This window comes from Mesorhizobium newzealandense (assembly GCF_042682145.1).
Classification (GTDB): Bacteria; Pseudomonadota; Alphaproteobacteria; order Rhizobiales; family Rhizobiaceae; genus Mesorhizobium; species Mesorhizobium newzealandense.
Genome location: NZ_JBHUGZ010000001.1, coordinates 850100 through 874619, shown reverse-complemented (window position 1 = coordinate 874619; position 24520 = coordinate 850100). Strand labels below are relative to the sequence as shown.

24 protein-coding genes and 3 pseudogenes are annotated in these 24520 nt (G+C 61.0%); 1 reads left to right on the top strand and 26 read right to left on the bottom strand.

Annotation, left to right across the window (positions count from 1 at the left end):
• Window positions 1-175 precede the first annotated feature (175 nt).
• The 20 genes and pseudogenes from ACFSOZ_RS03840 to ACFSOZ_RS03745 all read right to left on the bottom strand — a co-directional run.
• Complete coding sequence (locus ACFSOZ_RS03840; RefSeq protein ID WP_378920660.1) at window positions 176-1183, bottom strand: HoxN/HupN/NixA family nickel/cobalt transporter; 1008 nt, start codon at window positions 1181-1183, stop codon at window positions 176-178.
• A gap of 174 nt (window positions 1184-1357) precedes the next feature.
• Window positions 1358-2479 (bottom strand): hydrogenase nickel incorporation protein HypB, encoded by a 1122-nt coding sequence (hypB, locus tag ACFSOZ_RS03835; RefSeq protein WP_378920637.1) that lies wholly within the window; start codon window positions 2477-2479, stop codon window positions 1358-1360.
• A complete protein-coding gene (locus ACFSOZ_RS03830; protein WP_095090130.1) occupies window positions 2479-2817 on the bottom strand; it encodes a hydrogenase maturation nickel metallochaperone HypA/HybF in 339 nt (112 codons plus the stop codon). Before ACFSOZ_RS03830 ends, hypB begins: the two co-directional genes overlap by 1 nt.
• Window positions 2817-3884: a hydrogenase expression/formation protein HypE gene (gene hypE / locus ACFSOZ_RS03825; protein ID WP_095090128.1), complete on the bottom strand. Its 1068-nt coding sequence runs from the start codon at window positions 3882-3884 to the stop codon at window positions 2817-2819. The genes ACFSOZ_RS03830 and hypE overlap by 1 nt, the downstream gene beginning before the upstream one ends.
• A complete protein-coding gene (gene hypD, locus ACFSOZ_RS03820; RefSeq protein ID WP_378920640.1) occupies window positions 3881-5038 on the bottom strand; it encodes a hydrogenase formation protein HypD in 1158 nt (385 codons plus the stop codon). Before hypD ends, hypE begins: the two co-directional genes overlap by 4 nt.
• Window positions 5035-5727 (bottom strand): D-sedoheptulose-7-phosphate isomerase, encoded by a 693-nt coding sequence (locus ACFSOZ_RS03815; protein WP_379093714.1) that lies wholly within the window; start codon window positions 5725-5727, stop codon window positions 5035-5037. Before ACFSOZ_RS03815 ends, hypD begins: the two co-directional genes overlap by 4 nt.
• Before the next feature lie 96 nt (window positions 5728-5823).
• Window positions 5824-6105, bottom strand: a complete 282-nt coding sequence (locus ACFSOZ_RS03810) for a HypC/HybG/HupF family hydrogenase formation chaperone (RefSeq protein WP_095090125.1) — start codon at window positions 6103-6105, stop codon at window positions 5824-5826.
• Between the two features lie 2 nt (window positions 6106-6107).
• Window positions 6108-8534 carry a carbamoyltransferase HypF gene (gene hypF / locus ACFSOZ_RS03805; protein WP_095090123.1) on the bottom strand — a complete coding sequence of 809 codons (2427 nt, stop codon included), beginning with the start codon at window positions 8532-8534 and terminating at the stop codon, window positions 6108-6110.
• Window positions 8531-9724, bottom strand: coding sequence for an NHL repeat-containing protein (locus ACFSOZ_RS03800; RefSeq protein ID WP_378920643.1), 1194 nt, complete (start codon window positions 9722-9724; stop codon window positions 8531-8533). Before ACFSOZ_RS03800 ends, hypF begins: the two co-directional genes overlap by 4 nt.
• Window positions 9724-10596 carry a NifU family protein gene (locus ACFSOZ_RS03795; protein ID WP_378920645.1) on the bottom strand — a complete coding sequence of 291 codons (873 nt, stop codon included), beginning with the start codon at window positions 10594-10596 and terminating at the stop codon, window positions 9724-9726. Before ACFSOZ_RS03795 ends, ACFSOZ_RS03800 begins: the two co-directional genes overlap by 1 nt.
• Before the next feature lies 1 nt (window position 10597).
• Window positions 10598-10822 carry a hypothetical protein gene (locus ACFSOZ_RS03790; protein ID WP_095090114.1) on the bottom strand — a complete coding sequence of 75 codons (225 nt, stop codon included), beginning with the start codon at window positions 10820-10822 and terminating at the stop codon, window positions 10598-10600.
• A 9-nt stretch (window positions 10823-10831) separates the two neighbouring features.
• The gene (locus ACFSOZ_RS03785) at window positions 10832-11044 is read right to left on the bottom strand and encodes a hypothetical protein (protein WP_095090111.1); all 213 of its coding nucleotides are present in this window, start codon (window positions 11042-11044) and stop codon (window positions 10832-10834) included.
• 37 nt (window positions 11045-11081) lie between these two features.
• Window positions 11082-12092, bottom strand: coding sequence for a tetratricopeptide repeat protein (locus tag ACFSOZ_RS03780; RefSeq protein ID WP_095090109.1), 1011 nt, complete (start codon window positions 12090-12092; stop codon window positions 11082-11084).
• Between the two features lie 102 nt (window positions 12093-12194).
• Complete coding sequence (locus tag ACFSOZ_RS03775; protein ID WP_378920649.1) at window positions 12195-12521, bottom strand: hypothetical protein; 327 nt, start codon at window positions 12519-12521, stop codon at window positions 12195-12197.
• Window positions 12506-13027: a hydrogenase maturation protease gene (locus ACFSOZ_RS03770; RefSeq protein ID WP_245331252.1), complete on the bottom strand. Its 522-nt coding sequence runs from the start codon at window positions 13025-13027 to the stop codon at window positions 12506-12508. The genes ACFSOZ_RS03775 and ACFSOZ_RS03770 overlap by 16 nt, the downstream gene beginning before the upstream one ends.
• A complete protein-coding gene (locus ACFSOZ_RS03765) occupies window positions 13006-13329 on the bottom strand; it encodes a hypothetical protein (RefSeq protein WP_095090105.1) in 324 nt (107 codons plus the stop codon). Before ACFSOZ_RS03765 ends, ACFSOZ_RS03770 begins: the two co-directional genes overlap by 22 nt.
• 18 nt (window positions 13330-13347) lie before the next feature.
• A complete protein-coding gene (locus tag ACFSOZ_RS03760; RefSeq protein ID WP_095090103.1) occupies window positions 13348-13662 on the bottom strand; it encodes a hypothetical protein in 315 nt (104 codons plus the stop codon).
• Between the two features lie 98 nt (window positions 13663-13760).
• Window positions 13761-15359 carry a nickel-dependent hydrogenase large subunit gene (locus tag ACFSOZ_RS03755; RefSeq protein WP_095090101.1) on the bottom strand — a complete coding sequence of 533 codons (1599 nt, stop codon included), beginning with the start codon at window positions 15357-15359 and terminating at the stop codon, window positions 13761-13763.
• A 58-nt stretch (window positions 15360-15417) separates the two neighbouring features.
• On the bottom strand, window positions 15418-16380 hold the full coding sequence (locus tag ACFSOZ_RS03750; RefSeq protein ID WP_378920652.1) for an NADH-quinone oxidoreductase subunit B family protein: 963 nt from the start codon (window positions 16378-16380) through the stop codon (window positions 15418-15420).
• Window positions 16381-16763: 383 nt separating this feature from the next.
• Window positions 16764-16967 (bottom strand): annotated as a pseudogene (locus ACFSOZ_RS03745) (IS256 family transposase); the annotation flags it as partial.
• On the opposite strand from ACFSOZ_RS03745, the pseudogene ACFSOZ_RS03740 reads away from it, so the two are divergent.
• Window positions 16938-17374 (top strand): annotated as a pseudogene (locus ACFSOZ_RS03740) (transposase); the annotation flags it as partial. The pseudogenes ACFSOZ_RS03745 and ACFSOZ_RS03740 sit on opposite strands and share 30 nt — an antisense overlap.
• Here the strand turns inward: ACFSOZ_RS03740 and ACFSOZ_RS38675 are convergent.
• The 6 genes and pseudogenes from ACFSOZ_RS38675 to ACFSOZ_RS03705 all read right to left on the bottom strand — a co-directional run.
• Window positions 17373-18042, bottom strand: a pseudogene (locus tag ACFSOZ_RS38675) (transposase); the annotation flags it as partial. The pseudogenes ACFSOZ_RS03740 and ACFSOZ_RS38675 sit on opposite strands and share 2 nt — an antisense overlap.
• Before the next feature lie 214 nt (window positions 18043-18256).
• Window positions 18257-19570 carry a sigma-54 dependent transcriptional regulator gene (locus tag ACFSOZ_RS03725; RefSeq protein ID WP_379093711.1) on the bottom strand — a complete coding sequence of 438 codons (1314 nt, stop codon included), beginning with the start codon at window positions 19568-19570 and terminating at the stop codon, window positions 18257-18259.
• 210 nt (window positions 19571-19780) lie between these two features.
• Window positions 19781-19999, bottom strand: coding sequence for an HAD family hydrolase (locus ACFSOZ_RS03720; protein WP_378920658.1), 219 nt, complete (start codon window positions 19997-19999; stop codon window positions 19781-19783).
• Window positions 20000-20029: 30 nt separating this feature from the next.
• Window positions 20030-20725, bottom strand: a complete 696-nt coding sequence (locus ACFSOZ_RS03715; protein ID WP_379093708.1) for a hypothetical protein — start codon at window positions 20723-20725, stop codon at window positions 20030-20032.
• A 36-nt stretch (window positions 20726-20761) separates the two neighbouring features.
• Entirely contained in the window at window positions 20762-23395 is a 2634-nt protein-coding gene (locus ACFSOZ_RS03710; RefSeq protein WP_095088828.1) for an AAA family ATPase, read from the bottom strand.
• Window positions 23392-24516, bottom strand: a complete 1125-nt coding sequence (locus ACFSOZ_RS03705) for a metallophosphoesterase family protein (protein WP_095088823.1) — start codon at window positions 24514-24516, stop codon at window positions 23392-23394. Before ACFSOZ_RS03705 ends, ACFSOZ_RS03710 begins: the two co-directional genes overlap by 4 nt.
• Window positions 24517-24520 lie beyond the last annotated feature (4 nt).

Below are 24520 nucleotides of genomic sequence, written 5' to 3'. Positions count from 1 at the left end.
GGGCGCTCTGGCCTCAACGCCGTGCTGACCCCAAATCGGCTTGGCTCGGGCGGGCAAGACGCATGGAAGACCATGGAGGTCTTCCTGTGGCTCCAGGGCCTTCCCCGGCCATCCGCCGGCGCAATGCCTGCCTATATGCCGACGAACCTCACATCATGGATCAACTTGTTGCAAGTCATCGATCCAATCGGGCTTGCCGAACCGACAAGCTGTCATAGCCCTTCGCCTTGTATACCGCAGTGGATATCAGCCAACTGGCGAGGAAGATGCCGACAACCGCGAAACCGAAATTGGCGAGGTTGTCGTTCATCGCGCCGACGAAGCCCCAGATCCCACCTTCGAGGCCGAGCTTGTCGGCAATCAGGCCAAGCGCCTCGATGCCGCCGATGAAGATCGCCACGGCCACGGACGCCGCCGTGATGGTAAGATTGTACCACAGCTTGCGGATCGGATTCACGAAAGCCCAGCCATAGGCGCCGGTCACCAGGACGCTGTCGGTCGTGTCCATCAGCGACATCCCAGCGGTGAAGAGTGCTGGAAAGACAAGGATCGACCAGAACGACATTCCTTGCGCCTCCTGGGTTGCCGAAATGCCGAGCAGGCCGATTTCAGTGGCGGTGTCGAAGCCGAGGCCGAACAGGAAGCCGATCGGATACATGTGCCATGAGCGCGAGACGATGCCGAACAGCGGGCCGAAGATGCGGGCGATGAAGCCGCGACCGGCAAGCAACGCATCGAGGTCTTCGTCGACGACCTTTTCGCCGCGCCGCGCGCGAGAGAACGCCGCCCAGATGCCTCTCAGGATAAACAGGTTGGCAATGCCGATCACCAGCAGGAACAGCGCTGACACGCCGGTGCCGATGACGCCGCCTATGCTATGAAATTCGTCCAGCCTGGACTGCATCATTGTCGCTGCTGCGGCGATGGCGATGGAGGCCACGATGACAATGCTCGAGTGCCCGAGCGAGAAGAAGAGGCCGACCGAGTAGGGCGCCTTGCCTTCCTGCGTCAGCTTGCGCACGACATTGTCAATCGCCGCGATATGGTCGGCGTCGAAGGCATGGCGCAGGCCGAACATATAGGCGAGCAGTGCGGTGCCGAGCAGCGCTGGCCGATCGGCAAAGGCGATCCACGCCCATACCCATGCCGTGATGTTGGCGGCGATGAGCAGGACGTAGGTCATCGCCGCCCTGGTTCTCACCCGAGTTGGCCGATCGTCGAAGGGATTGGGAAGTCCATGACCCGCCGGCGCATGTTGTGTCGGCGGCAAAGCGGATACGATCGTGTCCTTCATGACTTCGTCCTCTCGATCCGATGATGTGATGGCAAGCCTCGTGTCGAGGCATTGTGATATCGCTTAACCTGCAAGCCGCGCTTGAGCCGCCTCACCCTGCAGCCAGTCGTACCAGCTGGCGAGCCCGTCGCCGGTTTTCGCCGAGACCTGGATCGCCCTGATCTGCGGATTGACCGTTTGCGCATTGGCGATGGCCTCCTCGACATTAAAATCGACATGCGGCAACAGGTCCGTCTTGTTGATGACCATGATCTCCGCCGCTCGAAACATATGCGGGTATTTCAGCGGCTTGTCGTCGCCTTCGGTCACCGACAGGATGACGACCTTGGCGCGCTCGCCGAGATCGAACATTGCCGGACAGACGAGGTTGCCGACATTCTCGACCATGACCACAGAGCCGACTGCCGGCTTCAACTCGGCAAGGCCCTTGGCAATCATATCGGCTTCGAGATGGCAGCCGGCGCCGGTGTTGACCTGGACAGCGGCGGCACCGGCGGCGCGGATGCGCTCGCCGTCATTGGCAGTCGCCTGGTCGCCTTCGATGACCGAGATCGGCATCCTGTCCTTAAGGTCGCGGATGGTGCGCTCGAGTAGCGTCGTCTTGCCGGAGCCGGGCGAGGAGACCAGATTCAGCGCCAGGATTTCGCGGCCGGCGAACCAACCCCGATTCTTCGCGGCGAGCATATCGTTCTTGGCAAGTATCTGCGCCTCAAGCTCGACCACCAGATTGTGGCCTTGGTTGTGGCTGTGACCATGGTCACGGTCACGGTCACGGTCATGGTCATGGCCATGATCATGCGAGTGATCGTGATGGCCATCGGCGTAGTCGTGATGACCGTGGGAATGATCGTGACCGGCTTCATGCAATTCCGCATCGCCATGCGCATTATCGTGATGATGGTGATGCTCATGCACGTGGTCCGACCGGTGGTCGTGGCCTTGCTCATGGCCGTGGCTATGCGCATGAGAGTGGCAGTGCGGATGTTCGTGATCATGGATGTGACCGTCGTCGTGGTCGTGCGGGTGAGTGTGGCTGTGCTCATGACCGTGGTCGTGCCGATGCTGCATGCCGTCGTCATGCGGACGGGCATGATCATGCGCGTTGCCCAGCGCCGTTTCCTTGCCGGTCTGGAGGTCGAGGATTCGCGTTTCGTCCTTCGAGCCGCAACCACAGGTTCCGCACATCAGGGAGCCTCCTCGATTTCCATTTCCCGGATTTTCAGCTCTTCACCCGCCAGCCGGTCGATGGCGCGGGAGCCGCAGGCGCAGGCCTGGTAGAGCGTGGTGGTGTCGAAGGCCCCGCCGCAACTCCGGCAACGCGCCCGCCCCGCTATCTTCTGGATGTCGAGAAGCGCGCCATCGAGCAGCGTGCCCTTGGCGACGATGTCGAAACAGAACAGGATAGCGTCGGGCATCACGCCGGAGAATTGCCCGACGTCGAGCGTCACCCGTTTGACACGGCGGCCCTTCGCCGCTTCCTCGACGATTGAGACGATGTTGCGGGTGATGCCGAGCTCGTGCATCAGCAAATCCGCGGCAATTGTTCGCCGACCAGCATGTCGACGATGCGCCGGCCGCCGAATACCGTCTGCATGGTGACGCGCCCTGCCTCGCCGCGCACGGCATGGCCGATGATCGATGACCCCTGGCCCAGCGCATGGCCGGAGAGAGCGGCAAGTGCCGCCGCACTTTCCTCAGGTGGCACGACGACGACGATCTTGCCTTCGTTGGCGAGATAGAGCGGGTCGAGACCGAGGATCTCGCAGAAGCCGCGCACTTCCTCGCGTAGCGGCGTCAAAGCTTCGTCGATCTCGATCGACACACCGGAGGCGTCGGCGATCTCGTTGAGGACCGTGGCGACACCGCCGCGCGTCGCATCGCGGATGCAACGCGTGCCGGGTGCGGCTGCCAGCAGCACCTCGATCAACCCGTGCAAGGCCGCGCAATCGCTTTCGATCGAGGTTTCCAGCTCCATGTCGCCGCGTGCGCACAGGATCGCCGCGCCGTGGTCGCCGAGCAGCCCATTGACCAGGATGGCATCGCCCGGCTTCACGTGATCAATGCCGAGTTCGAGGCCTGGCCTGATCACACCGATGCCGGTGGTGGTGATGAAGATCTTGTCGCATGCGCCGCGCTGCACGACCTTGGTGTCGCCGGTAACGATGCTGACGCCGGCCTCGCGCACGGCCTCGGCCATCGACAGCGCTATGCGGCGCAGCGTCTCGACCTGCATGCCTTCTTCGATGACGACGGCGCAGGACAAATAGAGCGGCTTTGCGCCGCCGACGGCGAGGTCGTTGACGGTGCCGTAGACGGCAAGCTTGCCGATGTCGCCGCCCGGAAAGAACAGCGGATCCACCACGAAAGAGTCTGTCGTGAAGGCGAGGCGGTCGCCATGAGTCGCCAGCATTGTCAGATCGAAACGGGCCTGGTCCTCCAGAACCTCAGGTGCCGCGCCGGCAAAGGCGCTGATGAACACGTCGTCGATCAGATCCTTCATCGCTTTGCCGCCGCCGCCATGGGCAAGCGTCACGGTCGGGATGAAAACGCCCCCCAGCACGCGCTTGGGTGGCGGTGGCCGCACGTTCATGACACGGCCGCCACGCTGGCATCGGGCCGGGCCGCCGTGTGCTTCTTGACGCCGCCATACTGGTAGTAGGCGGCGCAAGCGCCTTCGGACGAAACCATCAGCGCGCCGAGCGGCATTTCCGGCGTGCAGGCGATGCCGAACACCTTGCACTGCCATGGCTTGATGACGCCCTTCAGCACCTCGCCGCATTGGCAGGATTTCGGGTCCGCGATCTTGACCCCGGGAATGGCGAATTTGCGCTCGGCATCGAAGCGGGCGTAGTCGTCGCGCACCTTGACGCCGGAATGGTCGATGGAGCCAAGCCCTCGCCATTCGAAGAATTCACGCAGTTCATAGACCTTGCCGACCGCGGCAAGTGCCGCGTTGTTGCCGGCCTCAGGCACGATGCGGGCATACTGGTTTTCGATCTCGGCGCGACCATCCTTGATCTGCTTCAGCACCATCCAGATCGACTGCAGCACGTCGAGCGGCTCGAAGCCGGCGACGACCATCGGCCGCTTGTAGAAGTCGGCGATGAATTCGTAGGGCGCGGTGCCGATGACCATCGAGACATGGCCTGGGCCGAGGAAGCCGTCGAGATGCAGGTCGGGGCTGTCGAGGATCGCCTTGATCGTCGGCACGATGGTGATGTGATTGCAGAACACCGAGAAGTTTTCGATGCCATCGGCTTCAGCTTGCAGCACGGTCAGCGCGGTGGACGGCATGGTGGTCTCGAAACCGAGGCCGAAGAACACAACCTCACGATCCGGGTTCTTCCTGGCCAGCGTCAGCGCATCCATCGGCGAATAGACCATGCGCACATCGGCGCCGTCGGCCTTGGCCTGCTGCAGGCTCTTCTTCGAACCCGGCACGCGCATGGCGTCGCCAAAGGTTGTGAAGATCACCTCGGGCCGTTCGGCGATCGATACGCAGTCGTCGACGCGGCCCATCGGCAAGACGCAGACCGGGCAGCCGGGCCCATGCACCAGTTCGATGGCGTCGGGCAGCATGCCTTCAAGCCCATAGCGGAAGATCGAATGTGTGTGACCGCCGCACACTTCCATGATGTTGATTGGACGCGTCCTAGCGATCTCGATCGTGGCGGCGAGCTTGTTGATTTCCTTGATCAGGATTTTTGCTTTTTCGCGGTCGCGGAATTCGTCGGTGTATTTCATTGGACGCTTCCTTTTCCGGCGGCGGAACCACGTTCGTCGGCGAGCAGCGTGTGCACGAGGTCCCACAGGATGTGGTAGGCAGCGACGTGGCATTCCTGGATGCGGTGGATCGAGGTCGACGGCACGACCAGCAGATGATCGAGGGTGCCGGATAATTTCATGCGACCGCCGTCGCCACCGGCGAGACCGATCGTGTGAACGCCCATCTCCCTGACCTTGGCGAAGGCCGACACCAGGTTCTGCGAATTGCCGCTGGTCGAAATGCCGATGACGGCGTCGCCCTTGCGGGCGTGCGCCAGCAGCTGGCGCACGAAGACATGGTCGAAACCGAGGTCGTTGCCGACGGCTGAGATCATGGCGAGGTCGGCGACGAGATTGGTGGCGGCGAGCGCCGGCCGGCTGGCGGTGACCGGATGGACGAACTCGACGGCGACATGCGAAGCATCGCAGCTCGAGCCACCATTGCCCATCGAAAAGAGTTGGCCATGGTTGCGGTAGACATCCGCCAGCGTGTGCGCGGCCGCGACCAGGATTTCGGCCTGGCCGCCGAAGAAGCTCTCATTGGTTTCGCGGGTGTCGCGCGCTTTCTCGGCAACGGAATGCAGCAAAGCCGCATTCATCTTTTCCGGGTCCTGCGCCTTGCCGTGCAGGAACGGATAGAGCGCTTTCAGTTCGCTTTCGCTGGACATTCTGGCGTCCTCCTCTTGCATGCCGCCCAAAAGTGCGGAGCGGTTTTGGGACAACGACGTGCATAAAAACAGAACTTGAAGCGCGCCGACGGCGGTCTAATGCACCGACGACAGCCTCATCGACTCCATTTCGGCTTGTACTTCGCCGAGTTCGGTAAGAATTTTCAGGGTCTCGGCGGCCTCATGCTCGTCGATGCGGCTCATGGCGAAGCCGACATGGATCAGCACCCAGTCGCCGACGCAGTCGTCGACGGAATGGGTTTCGTTGACGATGCAGGCAATGTTGACCTGCCGCCTGACGCCGCTGACATCGACCGTCGCCAGCTTCTTCAGGTGGTCATCGATCTTGACGATCCGTCCTGGGATTCCGAGGCACATGGTCAGCTCGCTTTCTGCCGGACTTGCCCGGCGTCGATGAGGTGAGCGGCGGCTACGGTCGCCTGGCCGAACGCGATGCCGCCATCATTGGCAGGGACTTTCGCGTGCGTCAGAACCTTGAAATCCACGGCCTCAACCCTGCTGAGAACCTGCTCGAACAGCACCTTGTTCTGGAAGCATCCGCCCGACAGCACGACCGTGTCAAAACGCGGCGGGGCATCGTCCTCATCACCTCGTGCCAGCTTCAGCGCCATAGCGGCGATCGACTTCGCCAGGCCCTTGTGAAAACGGGCCGAAATGACCGAGGCCGGGGTTTTCAGGATGAGGTCGCCTAGGATGGCATTCCACATGCCGAGCGGTTCGATATAAGGAAGCCCAGAGCCTTTCAGGTTCGGGATCGGCAAGGGATAGGCGAGATGATCGCCTTCCTCGACAAAGGTTTTGTGGCAGACAACGGCTTCGAGGCGAGCCGCGGCCTCGCCCTCATAGGCCTGCCGGTCGAAGCACAATCCGGCAGCGGCTGCGACCGCATCGAAGAGTCGGCCGCAGGACGATGCCTTGGGTGAATTGAGCGAAGCCTTGAGCATGGCGCCGATGGTTGCAAGCGGCTTGGCAGAAAGGGCGGCGAACAGGTCGAGATCCTCGAAATTCATCTTGAAGGCGGCGAAGCCCATTTCGGTCATCAGGTGGGCATAGAGGTTGCGCCATGGCTCGCGCACGGCTTGCGCGCCGCCGGGCATGGCGACCGGTTTGAAGGTGCACAGCCGCTCGAAGCGGCGATAGTCGGCCAGCAGGAATTCTCCGCCCCAGATGCCGCCATCCGAGCCATAGCCGAGCCCATCGAGCACGACAGCCAGAACAGGTGCAGCATCGAGCGCGCGGCCGTTTTCGGCGAGGCAGGCGGCAGCGTGAGCGTGATGGTGCTGAATTTCCAGCAGTGGCAGGTTTTCAGCGGCAGCTGTCGCTCGCGCCAGTTTTGCCGAGAGATATTCCGGGTGCAGATCCGCCGCCAGCGCCACCGGCCGATGGTCGAACAGATCCCGGTAGAGCCCAAGGTTATTGCGGTAGTCGTCGTAGGTCAGCGCGTCTTCGAGATCTCCCTGGTGCTGCGACAACACCGCGCGTCCGTCTTTGACCAGACAGAAGGTCGATTTCAGTTCCGCACCATAGGCGAGGATTTCCGGCGCCTGTTCAAAACCATACGGCAGCGCGATCGAGGCCGGTGCATAGCCACGCGCGCGGCGCAGCACCCGCAGTTTTCCACCCATGCGGCGCACAACGGAATCGTCGATGCGATTTGCGATGTCGCGGTTGTGGATCAAGGCGTAGGCAGCGATTTCAGACAGTTTCTTTGCCGCTTCGGCATCGTCGATAACCTGCGGTTCGTCCGATAGGTTGCCGCTGGTCATGACGACCGGGCGGGTCATCCTGCGAAGCAGGAGCAGATGCAGTGGCGTCGACGGCAGCATGAAGCCGAGCGTGCCGAGACCTGGCGCGATTGCCTCCGGCAGTTTCTCCGGCCCGTCGGCGGCAAGCAGCACGATCGGCGCCTCGCGGCTTGTCAGCGCGGCAGCCTCCTCGTCGCTGACCGTGGCATAGCGTCTGATCACATCCAGATCGCGCGCCATCAGCGCGAAGGGTTTTGCATCGCGGCGCTTGCGCTTGCGCAGCATGGCGACAGCCTCCGGCCGGGTGGCGTCACAAGCCAGCTGGTAGCCGCCAAGTGCCTTGATGGCGACGATCTCGCCCTTCTGGATCAGGCCGAGTGCGGCATCAACGTCGTCGAGCATCGAATATTGTTCAAAGGAGAGCGCGCGGCCGTCGAAACGGATCAGCCGGGCTTTCGGCCCGCAGACATGACAGGCGGTCGCCTCGGCGTGAAAGCGGCGGTCGGCGGGGTCGCGGTATTCCGTACCACAAGCTTCGCAGAGCGGGAAGGGCGCCATGGTCGTCGTGGCGCGGTCATAGGGCACGGCGCGCACGATGCTCAGCCTTGGACCACAGTGGGTGCAGTTGGTGAAGGGGTAGCGGAAGCGGCTCAGGAACGGGTCGGCGATCTCGGCCGCGCATGCGTCGCATATGGCGGCGTCGGGTGAGATTTCGGTGCGTGCCGCACCGACCACGCTGTCGACGATGACGAAACCCGGCTCGATTGTGCCACCGTAGCCACGCGTCTCGATAGCGGTGATTTCGGCCAACGGCGGTGGCAATGTTCGTAACTCGTCGATCAGCGCGGAAACGGCGGACACGGCGCCACGCAGGCGAATGAGCACACCCTCGCTGTCGTTGAGAACGTCGCCATCGAGACCGAGCTTGCGGGCGATCCGCCACACGGTCGGCCTGAAGCCGACGCCCTGCACGCGACCGCGCAGCCTGATCTCGACCGTTTCGGCCGGATCGGTGCGCGGCACGCAAAGCAGCGTGTTCATGCGGCCACCTCCCACAACAGCACGCGGTTGTTGCCGGTGTCGGCAACCGCCAGCGTTGTACCTGACGCCGACAGCGCGAACGGCCAGCAGACGCTATCGCGTGCGGCGAAACGCCAGCGATTGTCGCCCTTGTCGCAGAAGCTGGTTTGGGCGGCGAGGCCGGAAGCGGCGCGGTCCATCCCGAGATCATCAAGGGAATAGCTGACCAGACGGGAATTGGCGGTGTCGGCACAAAAAACGAGGCCGTCGTGAACGACCGTCCCGTAAGGCATGTTGAGCGAGCGATAGTTGGGATGGTAACCGGCACGGTTGTGGTCGTTGCCGTCGAAGCTCGATTGGCCCAGCACGAAGCTGCATGGCGCGCCGTCGACATTGGGCATCGAGTTCCAGACCATGATGCGGTTGTTGCCGGCATCCGCCACCAGGATCCGGCTGTCATCGACAGCCACGCTGTGCGGCCACCGCATGCCGACCGCGGCGCCCGAGCCCGACGCGTTGTCGTCGCGCGTTACCATATCCGTCTGGCCCAGCACCAGATCAGCGGCCTGGCCGTTGCGTTGAGGAAGCGAGTTCCAGACCAGCACACGACGATTTCCGGTGTCTGCGACAAACAGCCGTCCGTCGGCGACGGTGACACCATAGCACCAGTTCAGCGTGTCGGCGGCCGCAACGGCATCGCCACGGTTGGCAACGCCGCTCAAAAAATCCGCCTGCCCCAGCACCAGGTCCGCCGGTTGGTTCGAATGCTCGGGCAGAGTGCGCCAGATCAGCACACGGTGGTTCCATGCGTCGGCGACGGCGAGTATCGTGCCGTCGGTCGAAATGCCGGTCGGCATGTTCAAGGTCGCCGCACCGACCACGCCGCGCGCGTTGCGGCCTTCGGAAAAGAAGTCGGGCTGGCCGATCAAAAGGTCGGCAGGTGCATTGTCTTGATCCGGCACCTTGTTCCAGACCATCAAGCGATGATGGCCGGTGTCGGCAACGAAGCACGGCCCTTCGTGCGGCGCGAAGCAGACGCCCCGCGGCCCGAATAGCGTATGCGGTTTCGGCGCGACCGAGTCAGGCAGCCCGTCGGCATCCACTTGGTTGCCAAGTACGACGCGCGCGCCGGCTGGGTCGAGCATCGGCGGCAGTGCCATGCCAACTGGCGGCAGGGCTCGGCGATAGTCAGGCGAGAGCGAGATGCGCATCACGATGATAGCCTCACCTCGACGCGATTGCCGATAACGCGCACGGCGTGTGACTGCAGCGCCACTTCCGGAGCTGTCAGGCATTCGCCGCTGGAAAGGTCGTATTGGAAGCCGTGATGCGGGCAAGTGATGATGCCCTGTTCGACATCGCCGCTATCGAGCGGAATGCCGAGATGAGCACAGGCATTCTGAAAGCAGGACACGATCGCATCCTGTCGCGACAGGATCACGTCCTGCCCGCCGACGACGAGGGTGCTTATGCCGCCGAGCGGGATTTCGTCGAGGCGGCAGACCAGGTGCCAGCCGCCGACGGCGCCGAGCGCGAACGGGCTGACGAAGCGGACGCTGTCATTGTCGGCCGCATTGCTCATGCTCTTGATCTGGATGATGTCGGAGATCTCCGGACAGGCCTCCTCGATGGCCTTTTTGACGCCGGCATGAAAGGTCAGGGCCGAAGCCGGGCATCCATCGCAGGCGCCGACAAAGCGCACCTCGATCGCCGGCGGCCTCACGCTGACCAGTTCGACATCGCCGCCATGCGAGGCGAGCATCGGGCGCACGCCATCAAGTGCTGCCCCCACCCGTTCGCTAAGGCTGGGTTTCAAGATGTTGTGACGGCGAAGCACGGCGTAGACGACCTCGTCGGTCACCGCTTGCTTCATGGCCGCGAGCGCGGCAGGCTCTTCTTTCAGCGCCTGCACCAGCCGGCGTAGCGCCTCGCCGTTCAGGTCTTCGATGGCGCGCCGGTAGGCTTCGACGGCGCTACGCTGGGTCTCGTCCCAAATGGCGAAGATCGCCTCGACCCGCAGGATGTCGCCGGCAAGACCGGCGAGATCGTCGCGTTTAGTCGGGATGAGGTCGACGGCGTTCATCTCACCGATACCGCAGATCTTTGAAGAGATATGGCTGCAACGCACCCCCGATCAAGCCGGCGATCGCAGTCGCTGCGGCTACAGGCAGGCCGAGCTTGGCCAGCACTACGACCAGCACAGCTGTTGTGACGGCGCCTATCGCCGATTGGCGATAGACCTTGGACGGTTCGGAAAACAGTTTCCCGCGCAAAAACAGGAGGATGGAGCTCTTGGCCATTTCCCACATGGCGCCGCCTCAGCCGACAAGAGCCAGGATGACGATACCAGCAAGCACGCCGGAGAATCCGCCAACCGGGCCATAGAAGGAGCCCAACATAGCGGCCAGCTCGTTGCCGAGAGCCTTGCCACCGGTCGCCACGCCGCCGATGGCTCCGCCGATACCCGAGGCCACGAGCCCTGTTGCAAGCGCCAATGCGACGCTGCCTATTGTGAGTACTACTGCCGTCACTTGCCATTCTCCTTTCGTATGCTTGATGAAATAACCATCACCCGGTTTGCGCGTGCGCGCCGGTTCCGTTCGTGGGCGCCACGGCAAGCAATTCGCGGCCGATCTGGTCGCAGGCCTCGGCAACGAAGCGAGATTTTTCTGCTTCGCCGCTACGGCTGAAAATAGTACGACATTCCTGGTAATACTGTTGCGCGAGAAGCAGGTTAACTCGATTGCCACGTTCGGGATGCTCTGGATCGTCCGGCAGGTTCCATACACAGTTCGCCTTGTTGGCGATCGTATTGGCAAATTCGAGGGGCATCGTTTCACGCGATCGGACTTTCAGGGCCTCATCGTAAGCGTCAAGCGCGCGCAAATTATTTTCCAGCGTACGACTCGATGAAGCATATTGCAGTGCGTTGCCGAGATTGTTCTGCAGCATGGCGTACTCGGTCGGATGATCGATCAGATTGACAACCTTCAGGCCTTCCTCGAACGCCTGCACGGCCAGCGCCTCCCGCATTTTGGCTCTGGAGTCGGTGAACGGCATCGACAGGAAAGCCGTCGCCACATTGTTCTGCACGATGGCAAATTCCTTGGGGAACCGCAGCTTGTCGAAGGTGCGCAAAGCACGCTGATAGGCCGAGATCGCGTCGGTGATGCGGGCCTTGTGCTGACCGGCGAGATTCTGGATGGCAAGACCAAGGTTCATCTCTGTCTCGGCCAGTTCCTCCGGACGTCCGAAATCGGTGAAATGCGGGATGGCGGCCTCGAAAGCCTCGCGGGCCTGCTGCAGCGCCAGCGTGCCGCCTTCCGGCAGGACGAGAAGCGCCGTGCCCTTGCGCGCCATGATACGCGCGTCAAGCAGGCGCTGGTCCTCGGGGCAGAGCGCCAAGGCGCGGTCGTAGAGAAAAACGGCGGCGGCGATCTGCTCGGGATTTTTCGGACGCTGCTGCAGCCCCATGGCGATTTCCATGAGCATTTCGGTTCGCTCCGAGGGACTTGCGCCCGCATCGTCCGCCACACTCAACGCTGCCCGCACTTCGTCGCCAACGCGATCGCCGTTCATTCTTGGGTTCCTCCACTGACCGCGTGAGATGCAGCTTACTTTATTGGCAAAAATGCTAACGCACTTTCCTCTACCTGTCTATATAAATTACGAATAGTAAACTTAGTATGCAAAATGCGTGCTAGCAAAACATTCGCTGGCAATTAGCGCTACCTGCTCGGCATCCCAGTCGGCCTCAAGTTTGCAGTCGGCATCATCGCTGATCCCATGTTCACGAAAAAAATCGGGGGCGAAGACAACGCGATCCCCAACTCCGTTGCGCCGCTTCAGCAAATAACCGCCCGCCGCCGGGTGACGCACAGGCAGCACAACCAGGTCGCTCTTTCGCCGCAGAAGGACCACGGTCTCCAGCCCCGCGAAGAAGCGCTCATAGACCTCGCAGGACAGATAGAGCCCGCCGCGCCTAAGCTCGATTAAGACACCGGACATGCTTGTTGCCCCGGTATAAGTGCTGCAACCAGGACTTCGATACGACCTACGACCTTTTCAGCCGAACACGCCACCACGTCGGAAAGACCAATGCCAAGGTCCAGTTCAGACGCCTCGATCAGCAACACGGTCACATCCTGCGGAAACGCATCGCGAAAAATCTGCCGGCCGGCGTAGAGGGCGGCGTCCCAGCGGAAATCGTGCAGGTTCAGCCCCGGTGAATAGGCCCGCTCCAGTTCCACCCCCGGCACCTCGTGGATGGTTCCTGGTTCGACTCCGGATTTGGAAGCGTCAACAACGATCAAAGTCGTGCAGCCCCGCGCAGCGAACATGACCGACATTCCATCTGTTCTGGCATCGAACAATTTGACGCCTAAGTGTTCTATTCCGCGCGCCTTCAGCCGGTCGATGACAACTGGGCCGACGCCATCGTCCCGCCTGTTAGGGTTGCCGCATCCGATGATTGCGATCATCTCGCCACCGTTCAGATCCGCCAGAGCCTGCATGACCATTCCGGTTCGACCGGAACAGCGAACTCAGGCAATTCGCAGAACTTGCGATGCAAGAGATAGTACATACAGGTCTCGCAAGGTTGCTCGATGCCGCCATGCTCGATCGTTTCGAGCGTGAAGCCGCCGATCACCAGCTTGGATTCCAGACTTCCATCGGATTCTCGCAGACGGGCGATGATCTGCGCAATCTCTTCGTGGGTGTCACCTCTCGGGAAAACCTCGGTCTTGAGGCCGCCTGCCAGCATCGAGCGGATCTGCTCGAGGACCTCAGCATCCGTTGCTGCCGTTTGCGCCATGGCATCCTCCCCACAATGTCAGATGCGCCAGAGCCGGCACCACCAGTCCGCATCAACGGGCACGGCAAGCTCTGGCAAGTCACACCATTCGCGATGCACCAGATAGTACAGGCACTCCATGCAGCGCTGCCGATCCGGCCCATAGGGACGATTGAAGAAACCGCTGATAACCATCTTGGCTTCCAGGTCGTCGGGATTGAGAGCGCGCAGTTCGTCAAGGATAGCTGCGAACTCCTTTTCCGTTTCCGGAAAAGGTTCGGTCTGCGTCTTCAGCCCATTATCCATGAAATGGGCCATCTTTCGCAGCATAGCTTTTTGCTGCTCATTATTCATTTCACTCGCCTTGTCTGGAGCTTCGCCATCCGGGATGGTCGGCGATCCTGATAAGCGGGACGCCGAGATACCGACTGTTGAAGGAGAACTTTTTCCAATCAAGCCGTTCTGAAACGCGCGAGTTCTTCGCCAGTGCTGGCGTCATGGGCATGCACCGTGCACACCAGACAGGAATCATATGACCGGCAGACGTGACCCACTTCGACCGGATCGGTCGGGTCGGCGATAGGCGCCCCGATCAGAGCCTCCTCCATCGGCCCTCTGTTGCCGTCCTGCGAGCGCGGACCGACGTTCCACGTCGTCGGCGCTATGATCTGGTAGTTCTTGATCTTGCCGCCCTGCACCTCGATCCAGTGACACAGCGCCCCACGTATTGCTTCTGTCGCACCCCAGCCGCGACCATCCTTCTCCGTCGGCTTGATGTACCAGGGATCGTTGAGTTTGAATTCGCGCAATGCGTGCTCGGCCTGGCGGTAAAGCGCCAATCCCTCATGCATCCGGGCAAAGTGGCGGAGCATGACGCTGGCGCCACCGAGTTTCTTGTACATATCAAGAACCAGTGGATCGTAATGCTGGAAGCTCTCGCCATGCCTACCACCAGCAATCAATTGACGCGACAGTGGCCCTGCCTCGAGGCGACCGTCCTCGTTGTGTCTCACGGCGGTCGCCCAAGAGTATTTTCCGGCCATGTCGACGGTGTTTTTTCGGGTCGGCTTGGTTGTACGGTCGAAGGGATGCACGCCGCCCGGTTCATCATACCAGGCGCGAAGCGTGTCTTCGCGGGTGAATTTCTGGTCCATCAGCTTGTGAGTGTCGGCGTGGCCGTCATAGACGCCGCTTTTCATGATCAACGCCGCGTTGCGGCCCTCGATTGTCGGCTTCTGATACTTGTCTTCGTGCGGCAGGTATCCCCAGCTGACATACTTCCCGACGCCGTTGCCGTATTTGTCGGCGCCGATGTCGAGGCTCATGCGCCAGAACATGCCGAGATCGGAATTGGCATGTTCTGGACGTTCATCGAGCCAGGCCATGAAATCATCGTAGGACTTTATTTCTTGGTAGCGTTCCAGCGTGCAGCCGAGCCACACGGCTTCGATCCAATTACGCTTGAAGTGCTCAAGAATACCACAGGCACGGGTGACATCCGTCAACGTGGGAGCACACACTACGCCACCTGGTACCATATAGCTCGAATGCGGCCATTGCCCGCCGAGCAGCGCATAAATCTCGACTGGCCGTCCCGAAATGGTCACGCCGATCTCATAATTGGTGCCCGTGAAAGGTGCCCAGCGCTTGACGGCCTCCTCATAAAACTTGGACTTGGCGTAATTCTTGTTGGTGTAGTCGATCATAAACAGACCGTAGTGATGGCGGGGCAAACTCTGCAGACTTTCGACGATCTGACCGAGATTGCGCGCCACAATAGCGTTCCGCGGAACTTCGGTCTTCCATGCTGTGTCGAGCGCCCAAGCGGCGCAGGTCAGATGCGACGCCCCGCAGATGCCGCAGGCTCGCGGTGTCACCACCAAGCCTGCCTGCGGATCCTTGTCACGCAAAATAACTTCGAAGCCGCGAAAGAGTTCAGCCTGTGTCCAGGCGTTGACGACAACACCGTCCTTGATGTCGACACGGACGTCGAGATCACCCTCGACGCGGCCAACAGGTGAAATATCAAGTGTCTGTATAGCAGCGGACATGGTCGATGACCTTTCTGAAATGAAGTTTGATCGCTAGCGAATTTGGGACAAAACTGGCTCAGACGACGAAGATGTCCTCTTCAGCCCAGCGCGGAGACGCCGCCTTGGCCGCGGCGGTCAGCTTGACGTAACCAATCTTGTCGACGCCACTGGGCATGTCCTTGGGGACGCCCATGACCGTCTGGGTCTTGAAAACAGTGCCAGGGGCCAGATCGAAGAACGGGAATTCCGGCTCGGTGCAACCCATGCACGGCATCCCAGCGCGTGTCTTGGACGACTGCCGATTCCACAGAATTCGGTTGCAGGGTGAATGCGTCATCGGCCCGCGGCAGCCCAGATCATAGAACAGGCAGCCCTTGCGTTGGCCGAACTCGGTCGCAGAAACCTTGTAGGCGAAGTGCATGTTGCGCGTGCAACCTGTCTGTGTGAAGGACGTGAAGAAGGTTTTTGGCCGCTGGAACTCGTCGAGCGTCAGATCGGCAGCACGCCCGGTGGCCACCGCCACCACGATCTGGGTGATCCAGTCGGGATGGGCCGGGCAACCAGGAATGTTGATGACCGGAAGGCCAGCCTTGGATTTGTAATCCTTGCCGAGAAAGCCGCCATGGGCGCGCTTGAGGAATTGCAACCCGTTGCTTTCGGACGGATTGGGGGCCGTCGCAGGGATACCGCCCCAAGTCGCACAGTCGCCAATCGCGACTGTGAAATTCGCCACCTTGGCGAGATCGGCAACCCAGTCCTTCATCGGCCGCCCGGCAAAGCGGTTCCATTCGCCCGTACCGTCTGGAGCGTTCACGACGGTGCCTTCGAAAACGAAAATATCGAGCGCCATCTGGCCGGAGGTCAGCGCCCTCAGCAGTTTCTTAAGGTTGTCGCCCAGCTCCATGCCCAGAGATGGGTGCCAAAGCACATTGATGCCGAAATCCGTCACCAGATCGCAGGCGCTTGGCTCCTCGGCATTGAGGAACGACATCGTGTTGCCGGAACAGGCTCCGCCCTGGAGCCATAGAAGATTGGCCATAGTTCCCTCATCCTGATCGACGCTGCATTTTGGCGCAGCCGTTCAAAAAGGAGAAAAGCAACCTTCGTGCCAATCTGTGGAAACGCAAAAAAGCCAGCAAAATCCGCCAACCAATATATTGCGCTGCGGCAATGAGGCTGTGCTTTGCGCATACTTCATTTTCATGTGCAAGGAAGGTTACCTCTCTGCCAAGGGCTTGCCGCGCCAGAAAGGCCCTCAGCCATGCCTGTTGCCGCAGACTGGGCAAGCGACCTCAAGCAGATAGCCGTACCAGATGCCTCGGCAGCGGCTGCACCAATGGCCGATGGTCTGCTCCTCGGGAGCGCCAAGAACTGTCGCCATCGGCCCAAGGAGCTATGCTGGAATTTGGATGACGAGGCTGATCAAGCGGCGCTCTGCGGCTTCGTTTCGATGACCTCGATTCCGTCCAGGAACCTGGCACCTGCGATGAGTTTCGGCAACTGATTTTGTCCTTTCAATCGTCGCCACGTCCTGGCTGCGGCCATGACCAGCTTGAAGACCATCAGCCTGGCGGTTTTCGAGGACAGCGAGCCCTTGGTACGCACCGTGCGGTGGCGAACGGGCGCGAGCTGCTGGTCGACGTCAAGCGTCGTGGCCTTAAGATCGCGCCCGATCTTGCCGTGGGCGACGGCGCGCTTGGCTTCTGGAAGGCGCTCGATGAGCTCCTTCCCGGCACCAAACACCAGCGATGCTGGGTGCACAAGACAGCCAACGTTCTCAACAAGCGTCGAAAAATATGACGCGAAATATGCCAAAGCGGTCGACTGCCTGACGAAAGATCAGAATGCCTTGCTGGCGTTCTACGATTTCCCCGGTGCCGAAATCGGTGCAGGCCGGCATGAAGGCAGACCTGCGCGAAATCTATCTCGCTCCCAACCGGGCCTCCGCCGAGACGGCAATTGCCGTCTTCGCCGAACACTGGGATCATCTGCGAACGTCGGTTACCAATCCCATCGAAAGCGTCTTTGCGACCAGCTTTGCGCACCCTCGCGAATACCGGTCTGGAAGCCGACAAGTTCCTTCTTGCCCTCGGGTGTGGCGCCGATCAGAACCAGCATGCATTCGGCATGGTCTTCCATCCGGGCCTGCAGATAGATCCCGTCCGCCCACACATAGACATAGTGGCGCGCCGAAAGATCGCGCTTTTGCCAACGATCGTATTCGGCGTTCCACTGTGCCGTCAGCCGCGTGATCACCGAGGGTGACAGGTTCGGCGCCTCCTTGCCCAAGAGGGCCGCCAGAGCGTCCTGAAAATCCCCCGTCGAAACGCCGCGCAGGTGGAGAACGGGAAGCAGCGCATCCAGACTGCGCGTCCGACGCGCCCATTTCGACAGGATCGATGAGGAAAAACCGGACCCGGTCCGCTTCGTCGGTCGCGCCGCGATCCCGGACCTTCACCCGGCTGACAGGCACCGGACCGATGCCCGTCTGGATGCTCCGCTCCGGGCCGTGACCATGCCGGACAAGCCGGTCACGGCCATCGCCAAGCTTGAGATCCCGCATCTCGGCAAGAAACGCGTCGGCTTCCATCTCCATCGCCTGCGCAAGCAATTTGCGCGCGCCGCTGCGAAGCACATCCGTCAGTGGATCATCAATTTCGTCGGGCTGACGAAGGCGAACAATGTTGATAGTCTTGTTCATGGCGTATCGCTCTCCTTGAGAGGTTCTGGCAGGCTTCGTCACCCGCCTCGATACGCCGCTCTCCTCAAACCGTCATCACCCAGTTTCCGCCATAGCTCCGGCCCAAGCCCTAGAATTTTGGCTGGCTTTTTTGCTCCGACTGGCGATACCCGCGATTGCGGAAACCGGCGATGACGACGGTTCGACTTACAGTGGTGCCGTACTGATCGACCACCTAATTGTGGTTAAGATTATATCGCTTAATCTTGTTGGCAAGACCGACGCGTGACAGGCCGAGCTCGTCGGCAGCACGGCTTTGGTTCCAGTGGTGACGTGTGAGCGCCCGGCGGACAATTTGCTTTTCGAGGCTTTCGACCTGATCCTTTAGCGTCACACCTTCCGGCTGGAAGATGCTTGCCCCATCCCCTTTGGGACGCGGCGCGGCGTTCAGCAATGCAGGCGACATATTTCGAGTCGTTAGATACTCGCCGTCCTTTGCCAGCGCCACCATACGACGGATTTCATTCTCGAGTTCGCGCACATTGCCGGGAAACTCTCCATTGGAGAGTTTGTCGATGACGCTGGCGCTGATGCCAAGGATTTTTCGGCTGAGTGCGTCCGCGTGCTTGGCAGCGAAAAATTCCGCGAGCGGCGCGATGTCATCGGGCCGCTCACGCAGCGCCGGCACTTCGAACTCAAAACCTTTCAGTCGAAAATAGAGATCCTGTCGAAATTCGCCTCGCGCGACCAAATCATGAAGCGGACGGTTTGAAGCCGCGATGACGCGAACGTTGCAATGAAGGACCTTATCTGCACCCAGCGGCTTGACTTCTCCTTCCTGAAGGAAGCGCAGCAAGCTGACCTGGAACGAAGGTGACACTTCCGAAATCTCATCAAGGAACACCGTGCCCCCATCAGCAGCGCGAAACAGTCCGAGACGATCAGAGATTGCTCCGGTAAATGCGCCGCGCTTGTGGCCGAACAGCTCAGACTGCAACAATTCGTCCGACATTCCGCCGCAATTTTGCACAAGCAGCGGACTGGTTCGTCGCGTCGAATTGTAATGGACAGCGCGCGCAAGCAATTCCTTTCCAGTGCCGGTTTCGCCTTGAATGAGGATCGGCAGTTCCGTGGTGGCGGCTTGGCGTGCCAGGTCGCACATCTCAGCCATTTTCTCACTGACATAGACAAGCTTCTCGAAGCGTTGGCTTTCCGGCCGAAAGGGCGAGCCTTTGCGCTCGCCGAAGATGAGCGAGGCACCAGAGATCTTGAACTCGCGCGCGAGAATCCGATGGCGGCGAGCCAGTTCGCGAGTCTCCAGTGCTCGCTCTACGACCAGACCAAGCTGCACGGCGTCGAGTGGAGTGAGAAGGAATTGGTAGATCGCCGCTCGCGCCAGCGCCCGCATGGACACGCGGTGCGAATCTGGGGTTACGTACACGCGCACAATGTCAGGATGAGAGACGCGCAGCTGGGTTAGAAAGTCAAGCCCGCTCGTGTCGTCACCACCGTCTTCCGCAATCGCCAAGTCAACCTGGATACTGCTCATCGCCGTAAGCGCCTCGGCAGGGGAACTTGCAAGGACAACCCGATAGGCATAGCGCTCCGAAAGCACCTCGCATGGCGACCTCCATTCGCTTCCGGGTCGTGCTAGAATGACGATCGTGCCTGGCTGATCCATGAAAGATGGTTTCCACTCTGCGTATCTTGTTAGCAGCGGGACACATAGACATCAATCGCGAGTTTAGGCCATCAGGCGTCAAGTGCTTTTCGAAAAGCGAGGTCGGCCGACTGCCCAGATCGCTTCAATGGCGGCTGCAAGATCGCCGAGATCGGCGATAGTCAGATCGGCTTCGGCGGCCTCGTTGGGGCTTCTCATATAGCCGTTGAGAAGGAAGACGACCGGCAGGCTAGCGTTGTGCGCTGCATCGATGTCGATGGCGCTGTCGCCCACCATGACGGCATCGCGGGGCTCCACGCCAAGCCGGCGAGTGCGTACAAGAGCATGTCAGGCGCGGGCTTGGGTACCAATGCCGCATTTGCGACGAGAGACCGGTAATTTCTCTGGGGTTACGCGGCGCGCAGAAGGGGGGGGTTGGGCTTGAATAGTGGGGGGCACGTTTGGCTCTGGCTGTCGGAAGGGTGCCCGCAGCCGATCGCGAAGTTCGCCATTGATCTCCGCCGTCCGGACCTGCATGAGCATGTGGGCACCGGGGGGGGAGCAGCGCATCTGTTGCTTTTTGACCATCCGCTTGCTGACGAGTGAATTCACCGCCGACTCGGCCAGAGCGGAGGCAACGCGAAGCCCAGCCCGATAGCGCTTTCCATAGTTGACGATCGCGCCGCGATTTGAATGGACATAGGTCAGGAGCTGCGAGGCGAGGCTAAAAAGCCGTGCAATCGAGAACTCGCCGTCCCTTTGCGAGTCTTTCAGTCTCGCCAGGAGTTGCTCCAGGTCGCGGATCGCGCCATCGACCCGCCCGTGCCAGAGACGCCACTTCACGGCTTTGATGTCCTTGTCGATGGTTGGAAGCACTTCAAAAGGGTCGGACTGGGAACGATGTGATCGGCGATCTGCTGCATGGGCTGGATCTTTATGGCCAATGTGGAACCAGTCGATGATGTGGGCTGTCGGCTTCGGCATGGCGCGGGGCAGCCGCTTCAGGATTTCGGCGCCGTCCGAGATCACGCCTGTCCGAAACATATATACAAATTTCGGACAGAGCCATCTCGTCTCCGCTTATGACTTACCTGGTTGCCAGTCGCTCATCTGCAAAATGTTTCCGCCGAGTTTTGCGAACGCGCGTTGGCGACAGGAGAAAACGAGAATCTGCTGATCGCGTGATTGACGATGCAAAGCGTCGAACATGCGCTCAATGCGATCGTCATCGGAATAGACCAACGCGTCATCGAGGATAACCGGTGTGGGTCGCCCGTCGCGGGCGAGCAGACGGGCGAAGGCCAGCCGGGTCAGAACCGAAAGCTGTTCTCGCATGCCGCCACTCAACCTCTCGACATCCTCGTCCTGACCATTGCGACGAACGGTCTGCGGCAACAGTGTATTCTCATCGAACACTATGGAGATGTCGTCGAATAACAGTCTGAGCAGCGGCCGCAGCTCGGACATGACCGGCGTGAGATATAGATCGCGTGCCGCCGAGCGCGCAGCGACCAGCGTTGTACGCAGCCGGTCGAGGACGGCCTTTTCGATTTCGAAGCGTCCCACTCGCTCTTCAGCGACTTCCAATTTTTCTCTGGCCTCGCGCCAAGCTTCTTCCACCGCGTCGTCGGACCGGGTGCGAATATGGCCATTGAGATCGGCTAGAGTTACACGCAACTGACTTGCTTCCTGCGTGGCGGCATCCTGGACCGAGCGGGCACGGCGCAGGACAGCTTCGGCGCTGGTGAGATCGTGAGCGCCGTCGCGCAGCGGCGCAGCGCGCATCTCAGCCGCTTCGCGCAGAGTTTGTCGTGCGGTGGCCTCGGTAAGGAGCAAGCGCTCCTTTTCCTGGCGCGCTGCGTCAGGTCCCAATATGACCTCGAGGCTGGTCAGTTCCGCCTGGATGGTCAGGTAAGCAGTCTCGGCGGCCATGACAGCCTCGTCGGCGTGGCTGCGCAGGGGCAGGGCCTCGCGCACGTTGTTGCGTGTTGTCGCCACACGCTGCTGGGCTGCTGCATGATTTTGCCGGATCTGTCGCGAATCGACTATAAGTTCGAGGTTCCCGGCCGCGAGGGCACTCAGTCGGGCAAGCTCCTCGTGCAATTGCTGTATTCCCTTGGGCGCGAGATCGCCGAGCCGCTGACGCGCCAAGCCCAGTTCGGCAGCCTTGTCGCGCGCTTCAACCAGGCGCTGGCGTGCCGTCATGAGGCTGTCGACGCCAAGGGACGCAAGCAGGCTGTGGTGCTTCGCTTCGGCTTCTTCGATGGTCCGGTTGGCTTGCTGGGGCCGAATTGAGCGCAGGGTCAAAGCTCCGATGCCGGCAATGTCTATGCGCACGGTGCCAGCAAAGCTTTGGTCTACTGCATGGAGCAAAGGCTTGGCATCGATGGTCACCAAATCGGCGGCGCCGTCCCGATATTCCATGCGTAGCGTCGGCAGGGTTCCCAGTTGAGCTGCACGAAGGCCGGCAATGTCGATTTCGAGCGCTTGGAGCTGCTCGACAGCCTGTTCCGGCACCGCCAGCATCGCCAGCGCTGCCTCTCCATCTTCGATCTGGGTTCTGGCGACTTCGGCTTGTTTCAGCCGGTTGTGTAGGCTTGCCAGTTGTTCGGCTGCGTCGCGCGCCAAGAGGGTCGCATCCAGCCGCGCGAGCAGTTCGCGAGCTTCGCGCTCTTCCTGTTCGGCTACTTGAACTTCTGCCATCACTTGTTCGTTTTCGACTATGGCAGAAGCGCGCCGATCGAGAACCTCACTGCGGCGAAGCTGCGCAATTGTCGACTGCTCGCGCAAATCCGCGGCTCGTTTGAGCGCGGTCCGAAAACTATCGAGGGCCTGCTTCGCCGCGTCGTGGTGAATTGCGGCCAGGGCAGCTTCCGCTTCAGCAGCCTTCAGGGCTTCGCTATGCGATTTGGCAGCCTCGACCGCGGCTTCGGCGGCCGAGATACCCTCCCGCCGGGTAGCGCCTTCTTCAGGGTTTTCAAGCTCAGACAGACGCGCCAACGCCATGCGCCGCTTGTCGAGCGCATCGCGCAGACCTGCAACTTCGGCGCTGAGGCGCAGTTCTTTTTTCAGCAGTTTGTCACGCTCATCGAGCGCCGCCGCATAGAGACCGCCGCTCTTGGGACGCAGCGTTGACGTAACCAGGCTATAGAGTTCTTCTTCGCATGCGGCGGCGATTTCCGCCATGCGTCGCCCGCCGGTCAGGGCTTCAACTTCCCCCTGAACCGAGGATAGTAGGCTTTCGCGCACGCGTTTGTCGCCATCCTCCTCGCTTTTGCTTCGCCTTTCGATGCCGGTGACTCCTTGGCGAACCCAGAGCAATCCTGCCGGTCCTGCGGTTCCGCCATGGATTAGATTGCCAATAAACGCTTCGGCCTCATCCGCTTGAGCCAACAGTCGGCTCCGCTCGAGGTCGGTAACGCTGGCCAGCTTGCCACCATAAAACTGCTTGGTAAGCCGATAGCGTCCTTCTGAAGTGGTGATGTCGGCCTCCACCACCGGATTGCCACCACTATAAGGCCGTAGCAGTCTTACGCCTTCGGGCGTCCCCGTATGAGGCTGGAAAAAGAGTGCATGGAGTGCTTCGAAGAAAGTTGATTTGCCGAATTCATTGACCGCGCAAAGCACGTTGACGCCGTCGCCTATGTTCTCGATGGCGACGCCTTGCCCAGCGAACCGTTTGACGTTGTGCAGCCGAAGGGCTGTAAGTTTCATGATCCCATCGCCTCGCAATAGCTAAACAGCCGAACCAGTGCTTGTCGTGAAATGTCGCGTTCGACAGTCGACCGCCTTTCGTCGGTGCTTTCATCCAACAGTGCCTGCGCTGCCTCGCGAAGGGCGCCGGAGCGACCGATCCGATCCAAATCGCCGCTTTCGCAGTCGGTCGCCAGGCCGTCCCCTTGCAGCTCCAGATAGGCGTAGTCCGGCGCGACTGCCGCGACCGCGGCTTCGAGGGCGGTTCGTCCGCTTACCCGTACCCGGCCAGACGCGGCAATTCGCAGCAAGGTCTGACGCCGCAAGTCTGCCGGTGGTAGCAACGCTTCGAATGCCGCCGCGCTGTCATCGCCAGACAGCAAATGCAGTGGAGCGGTTTTCCAGGAAAAGCTGGCTGTTTCGACGGCCACGATCTCGGGCAGGGCGCCAGGCCCGGCAATGGAAACGACAAGGGCCTGACCGGGTGTATCATGCTTGAAACGGTCAGGTTCGGGCGCACCGCTGTAGCGGCTGCGCTCATTGATGGTGACGGGCCCGTGCCAGTCGCCAAGTGCCAGATAATCGAGGCCGGCCTTGGTCGCGCGATCTGGTGCAATGACGTCGGACGCTACTGAATCTTCTGAAAAGTTCTGAATGGCGCCATGAGCAAGTCCGACCCGGATGGCGCCTTGCGGTGTCGCGGCGTTGTTCATCCACTCGGTAAGGTCGCGACCGGGTCTGCGGGTCGTGCACGGTGCGGGCAGCAGCGCCACGTCCGCAGCAATGGTCAGGATTTCGGGCCGGGTGGCCAGTATGACATTGTCCGGCACAACGCTGCCCGCAGCGCTCCACAATTGATCAGCTAACAGTGAATCGTGGTTGCCAGGGAGCAATATCCAGCGCAAGGGCGCGCTCCGGCTCATCTCGGCAAGGGCCTGCCGCAACATCGCTGGTGTAGGCGTTTCGGTGTCGAACGTATCGCCGGCCAGCAATATGGTGGATGCACCATGGACCCGTGCCTGTTCTGCCAGCCGGCTGATCGCGCTATGGCGCGCTTCACGGAGCCGCCCGCGCAGATCCTCCGGCATGTTGCCGAACCGCTTGCCGATATGAAGATCGGAGCTGTGGATGAAACGAAACATGGAG

Excerpts from the sequence above, each read along its gene's own strand:
- ACFSOZ_RS03755 (WP_095090101.1), bottom strand. The coding sequence starts at position 15,359 with ATGTCCGCTGCTATACAGACACTTGATATTTCACCTGTTGGCCGCGTC.
- ACFSOZ_RS03765 (WP_095090105.1), bottom strand. The coding sequence starts at position 13,329 with ATGGCGCAAACGGCAGCAACGGATGCTGAGGTCCTCGAGCAGATCCGC.
- ACFSOZ_RS03840 (WP_378920660.1), bottom strand. The coding sequence starts at position 1,183 with ATGACCTACGTCCTGCTCATCGCCGCCAACATCACGGCATGGGTATGG.
- ACFSOZ_RS03725 (WP_379093711.1), bottom strand. The coding sequence starts at position 19,570 with ATGAGCAGTATCCAGGTTGACTTGGCGATTGCGGAAGACGGTGGTGAC.
- ACFSOZ_RS03775 (WP_378920649.1), bottom strand. The coding sequence starts at position 12,521 with ATGTCCGGTGTCTTAATCGAGCTTAGGCGCGGCGGGCTCTATCTGTCC.
- ACFSOZ_RS03715 (WP_379093708.1), bottom strand. The coding sequence starts at position 20,725 with ATGTTTCGGACAGGCGTGATCTCGGACGGCGCCGAAATCCTGAAGCGG.
- ACFSOZ_RS03815 (WP_379093714.1), bottom strand. The coding sequence starts at position 5,727 with ATGTCCAGCGAAAGCGAACTGAAAGCGCTCTATCCGTTCCTGCACGGC.
- ACFSOZ_RS03800 (WP_378920643.1), bottom strand. The coding sequence starts at position 9,724 with ATGCGCATCTCGCTCTCGCCTGACTATCGCCGAGCCCTGCCGCCAGTT.
- ACFSOZ_RS03790 (WP_095090114.1), bottom strand. The coding sequence starts at position 10,822 with ATGTGGGAAATGGCCAAGAGCTCCATCCTCCTGTTTTTGCGCGGGAAA.
- ACFSOZ_RS03710 (WP_095088828.1), bottom strand. The coding sequence starts at position 23,395 with ATGAAACTTACAGCCCTTCGGCTGCACAACGTCAAACGGTTCGCTGGG.
- ACFSOZ_RS03750 (WP_378920652.1), bottom strand. The coding sequence starts at position 16,380 with ATGGCCAATCTTCTATGGCTCCAGGGCGGAGCCTGTTCCGGCAACACG.
- ACFSOZ_RS03810 (WP_095090125.1), bottom strand. The coding sequence starts at position 6,105 with ATGTGCCTCGGAATCCCAGGACGGATCGTCAAGATCGATGACCACCTG.
- hypD (WP_378920640.1), bottom strand. The coding sequence starts at position 5,038 with ATGAAATACACCGACGAATTCCGCGACCGCGAAAAAGCAAAAATCCTG.
- ACFSOZ_RS03705 (WP_095088823.1), bottom strand. The coding sequence starts at position 24,516 with ATGTTTCGTTTCATCCACAGCTCCGATCTTCATATCGGCAAGCGGTTC.
- hypE (WP_095090128.1), bottom strand. The coding sequence starts at position 3,884 with ATGAACGTGCGGCCACCGCCACCCAAGCGCGTGCTGGGGGGCGTTTTC.
- ACFSOZ_RS03795 (WP_378920645.1), bottom strand. The coding sequence starts at position 10,596 with ATGAACGCCGTCGACCTCATCCCGACTAAACGCGACGATCTCGCCGGT.
- ACFSOZ_RS03760 (WP_095090103.1), bottom strand. The coding sequence starts at position 13,662 with ATGAATAATGAGCAGCAAAAAGCTATGCTGCGAAAGATGGCCCATTTC.
- ACFSOZ_RS03770 (WP_245331252.1), bottom strand. The coding sequence starts at position 13,027 with ATGCAGGCTCTGGCGGATCTGAACGGTGGCGAGATGATCGCAATCATC.
- hypF (WP_095090123.1), bottom strand. The coding sequence starts at position 8,534 with ATGAACACGCTGCTTTGCGTGCCGCGCACCGATCCGGCCGAAACGGTC.
- ACFSOZ_RS03780 (WP_095090109.1), bottom strand. The coding sequence starts at position 12,092 with ATGAACGGCGATCGCGTTGGCGACGAAGTGCGGGCAGCGTTGAGTGTG.
- hypB (WP_378920637.1), bottom strand. The coding sequence starts at position 2,479 with ATGTGCGGAACCTGTGGTTGCGGCTCGAAGGACGAAACGCGAATCCTC.
- ACFSOZ_RS03830 (WP_095090130.1), bottom strand. The coding sequence starts at position 2,817 with ATGCACGAGCTCGGCATCACCCGCAACATCGTCTCAATCGTCGAGGAA.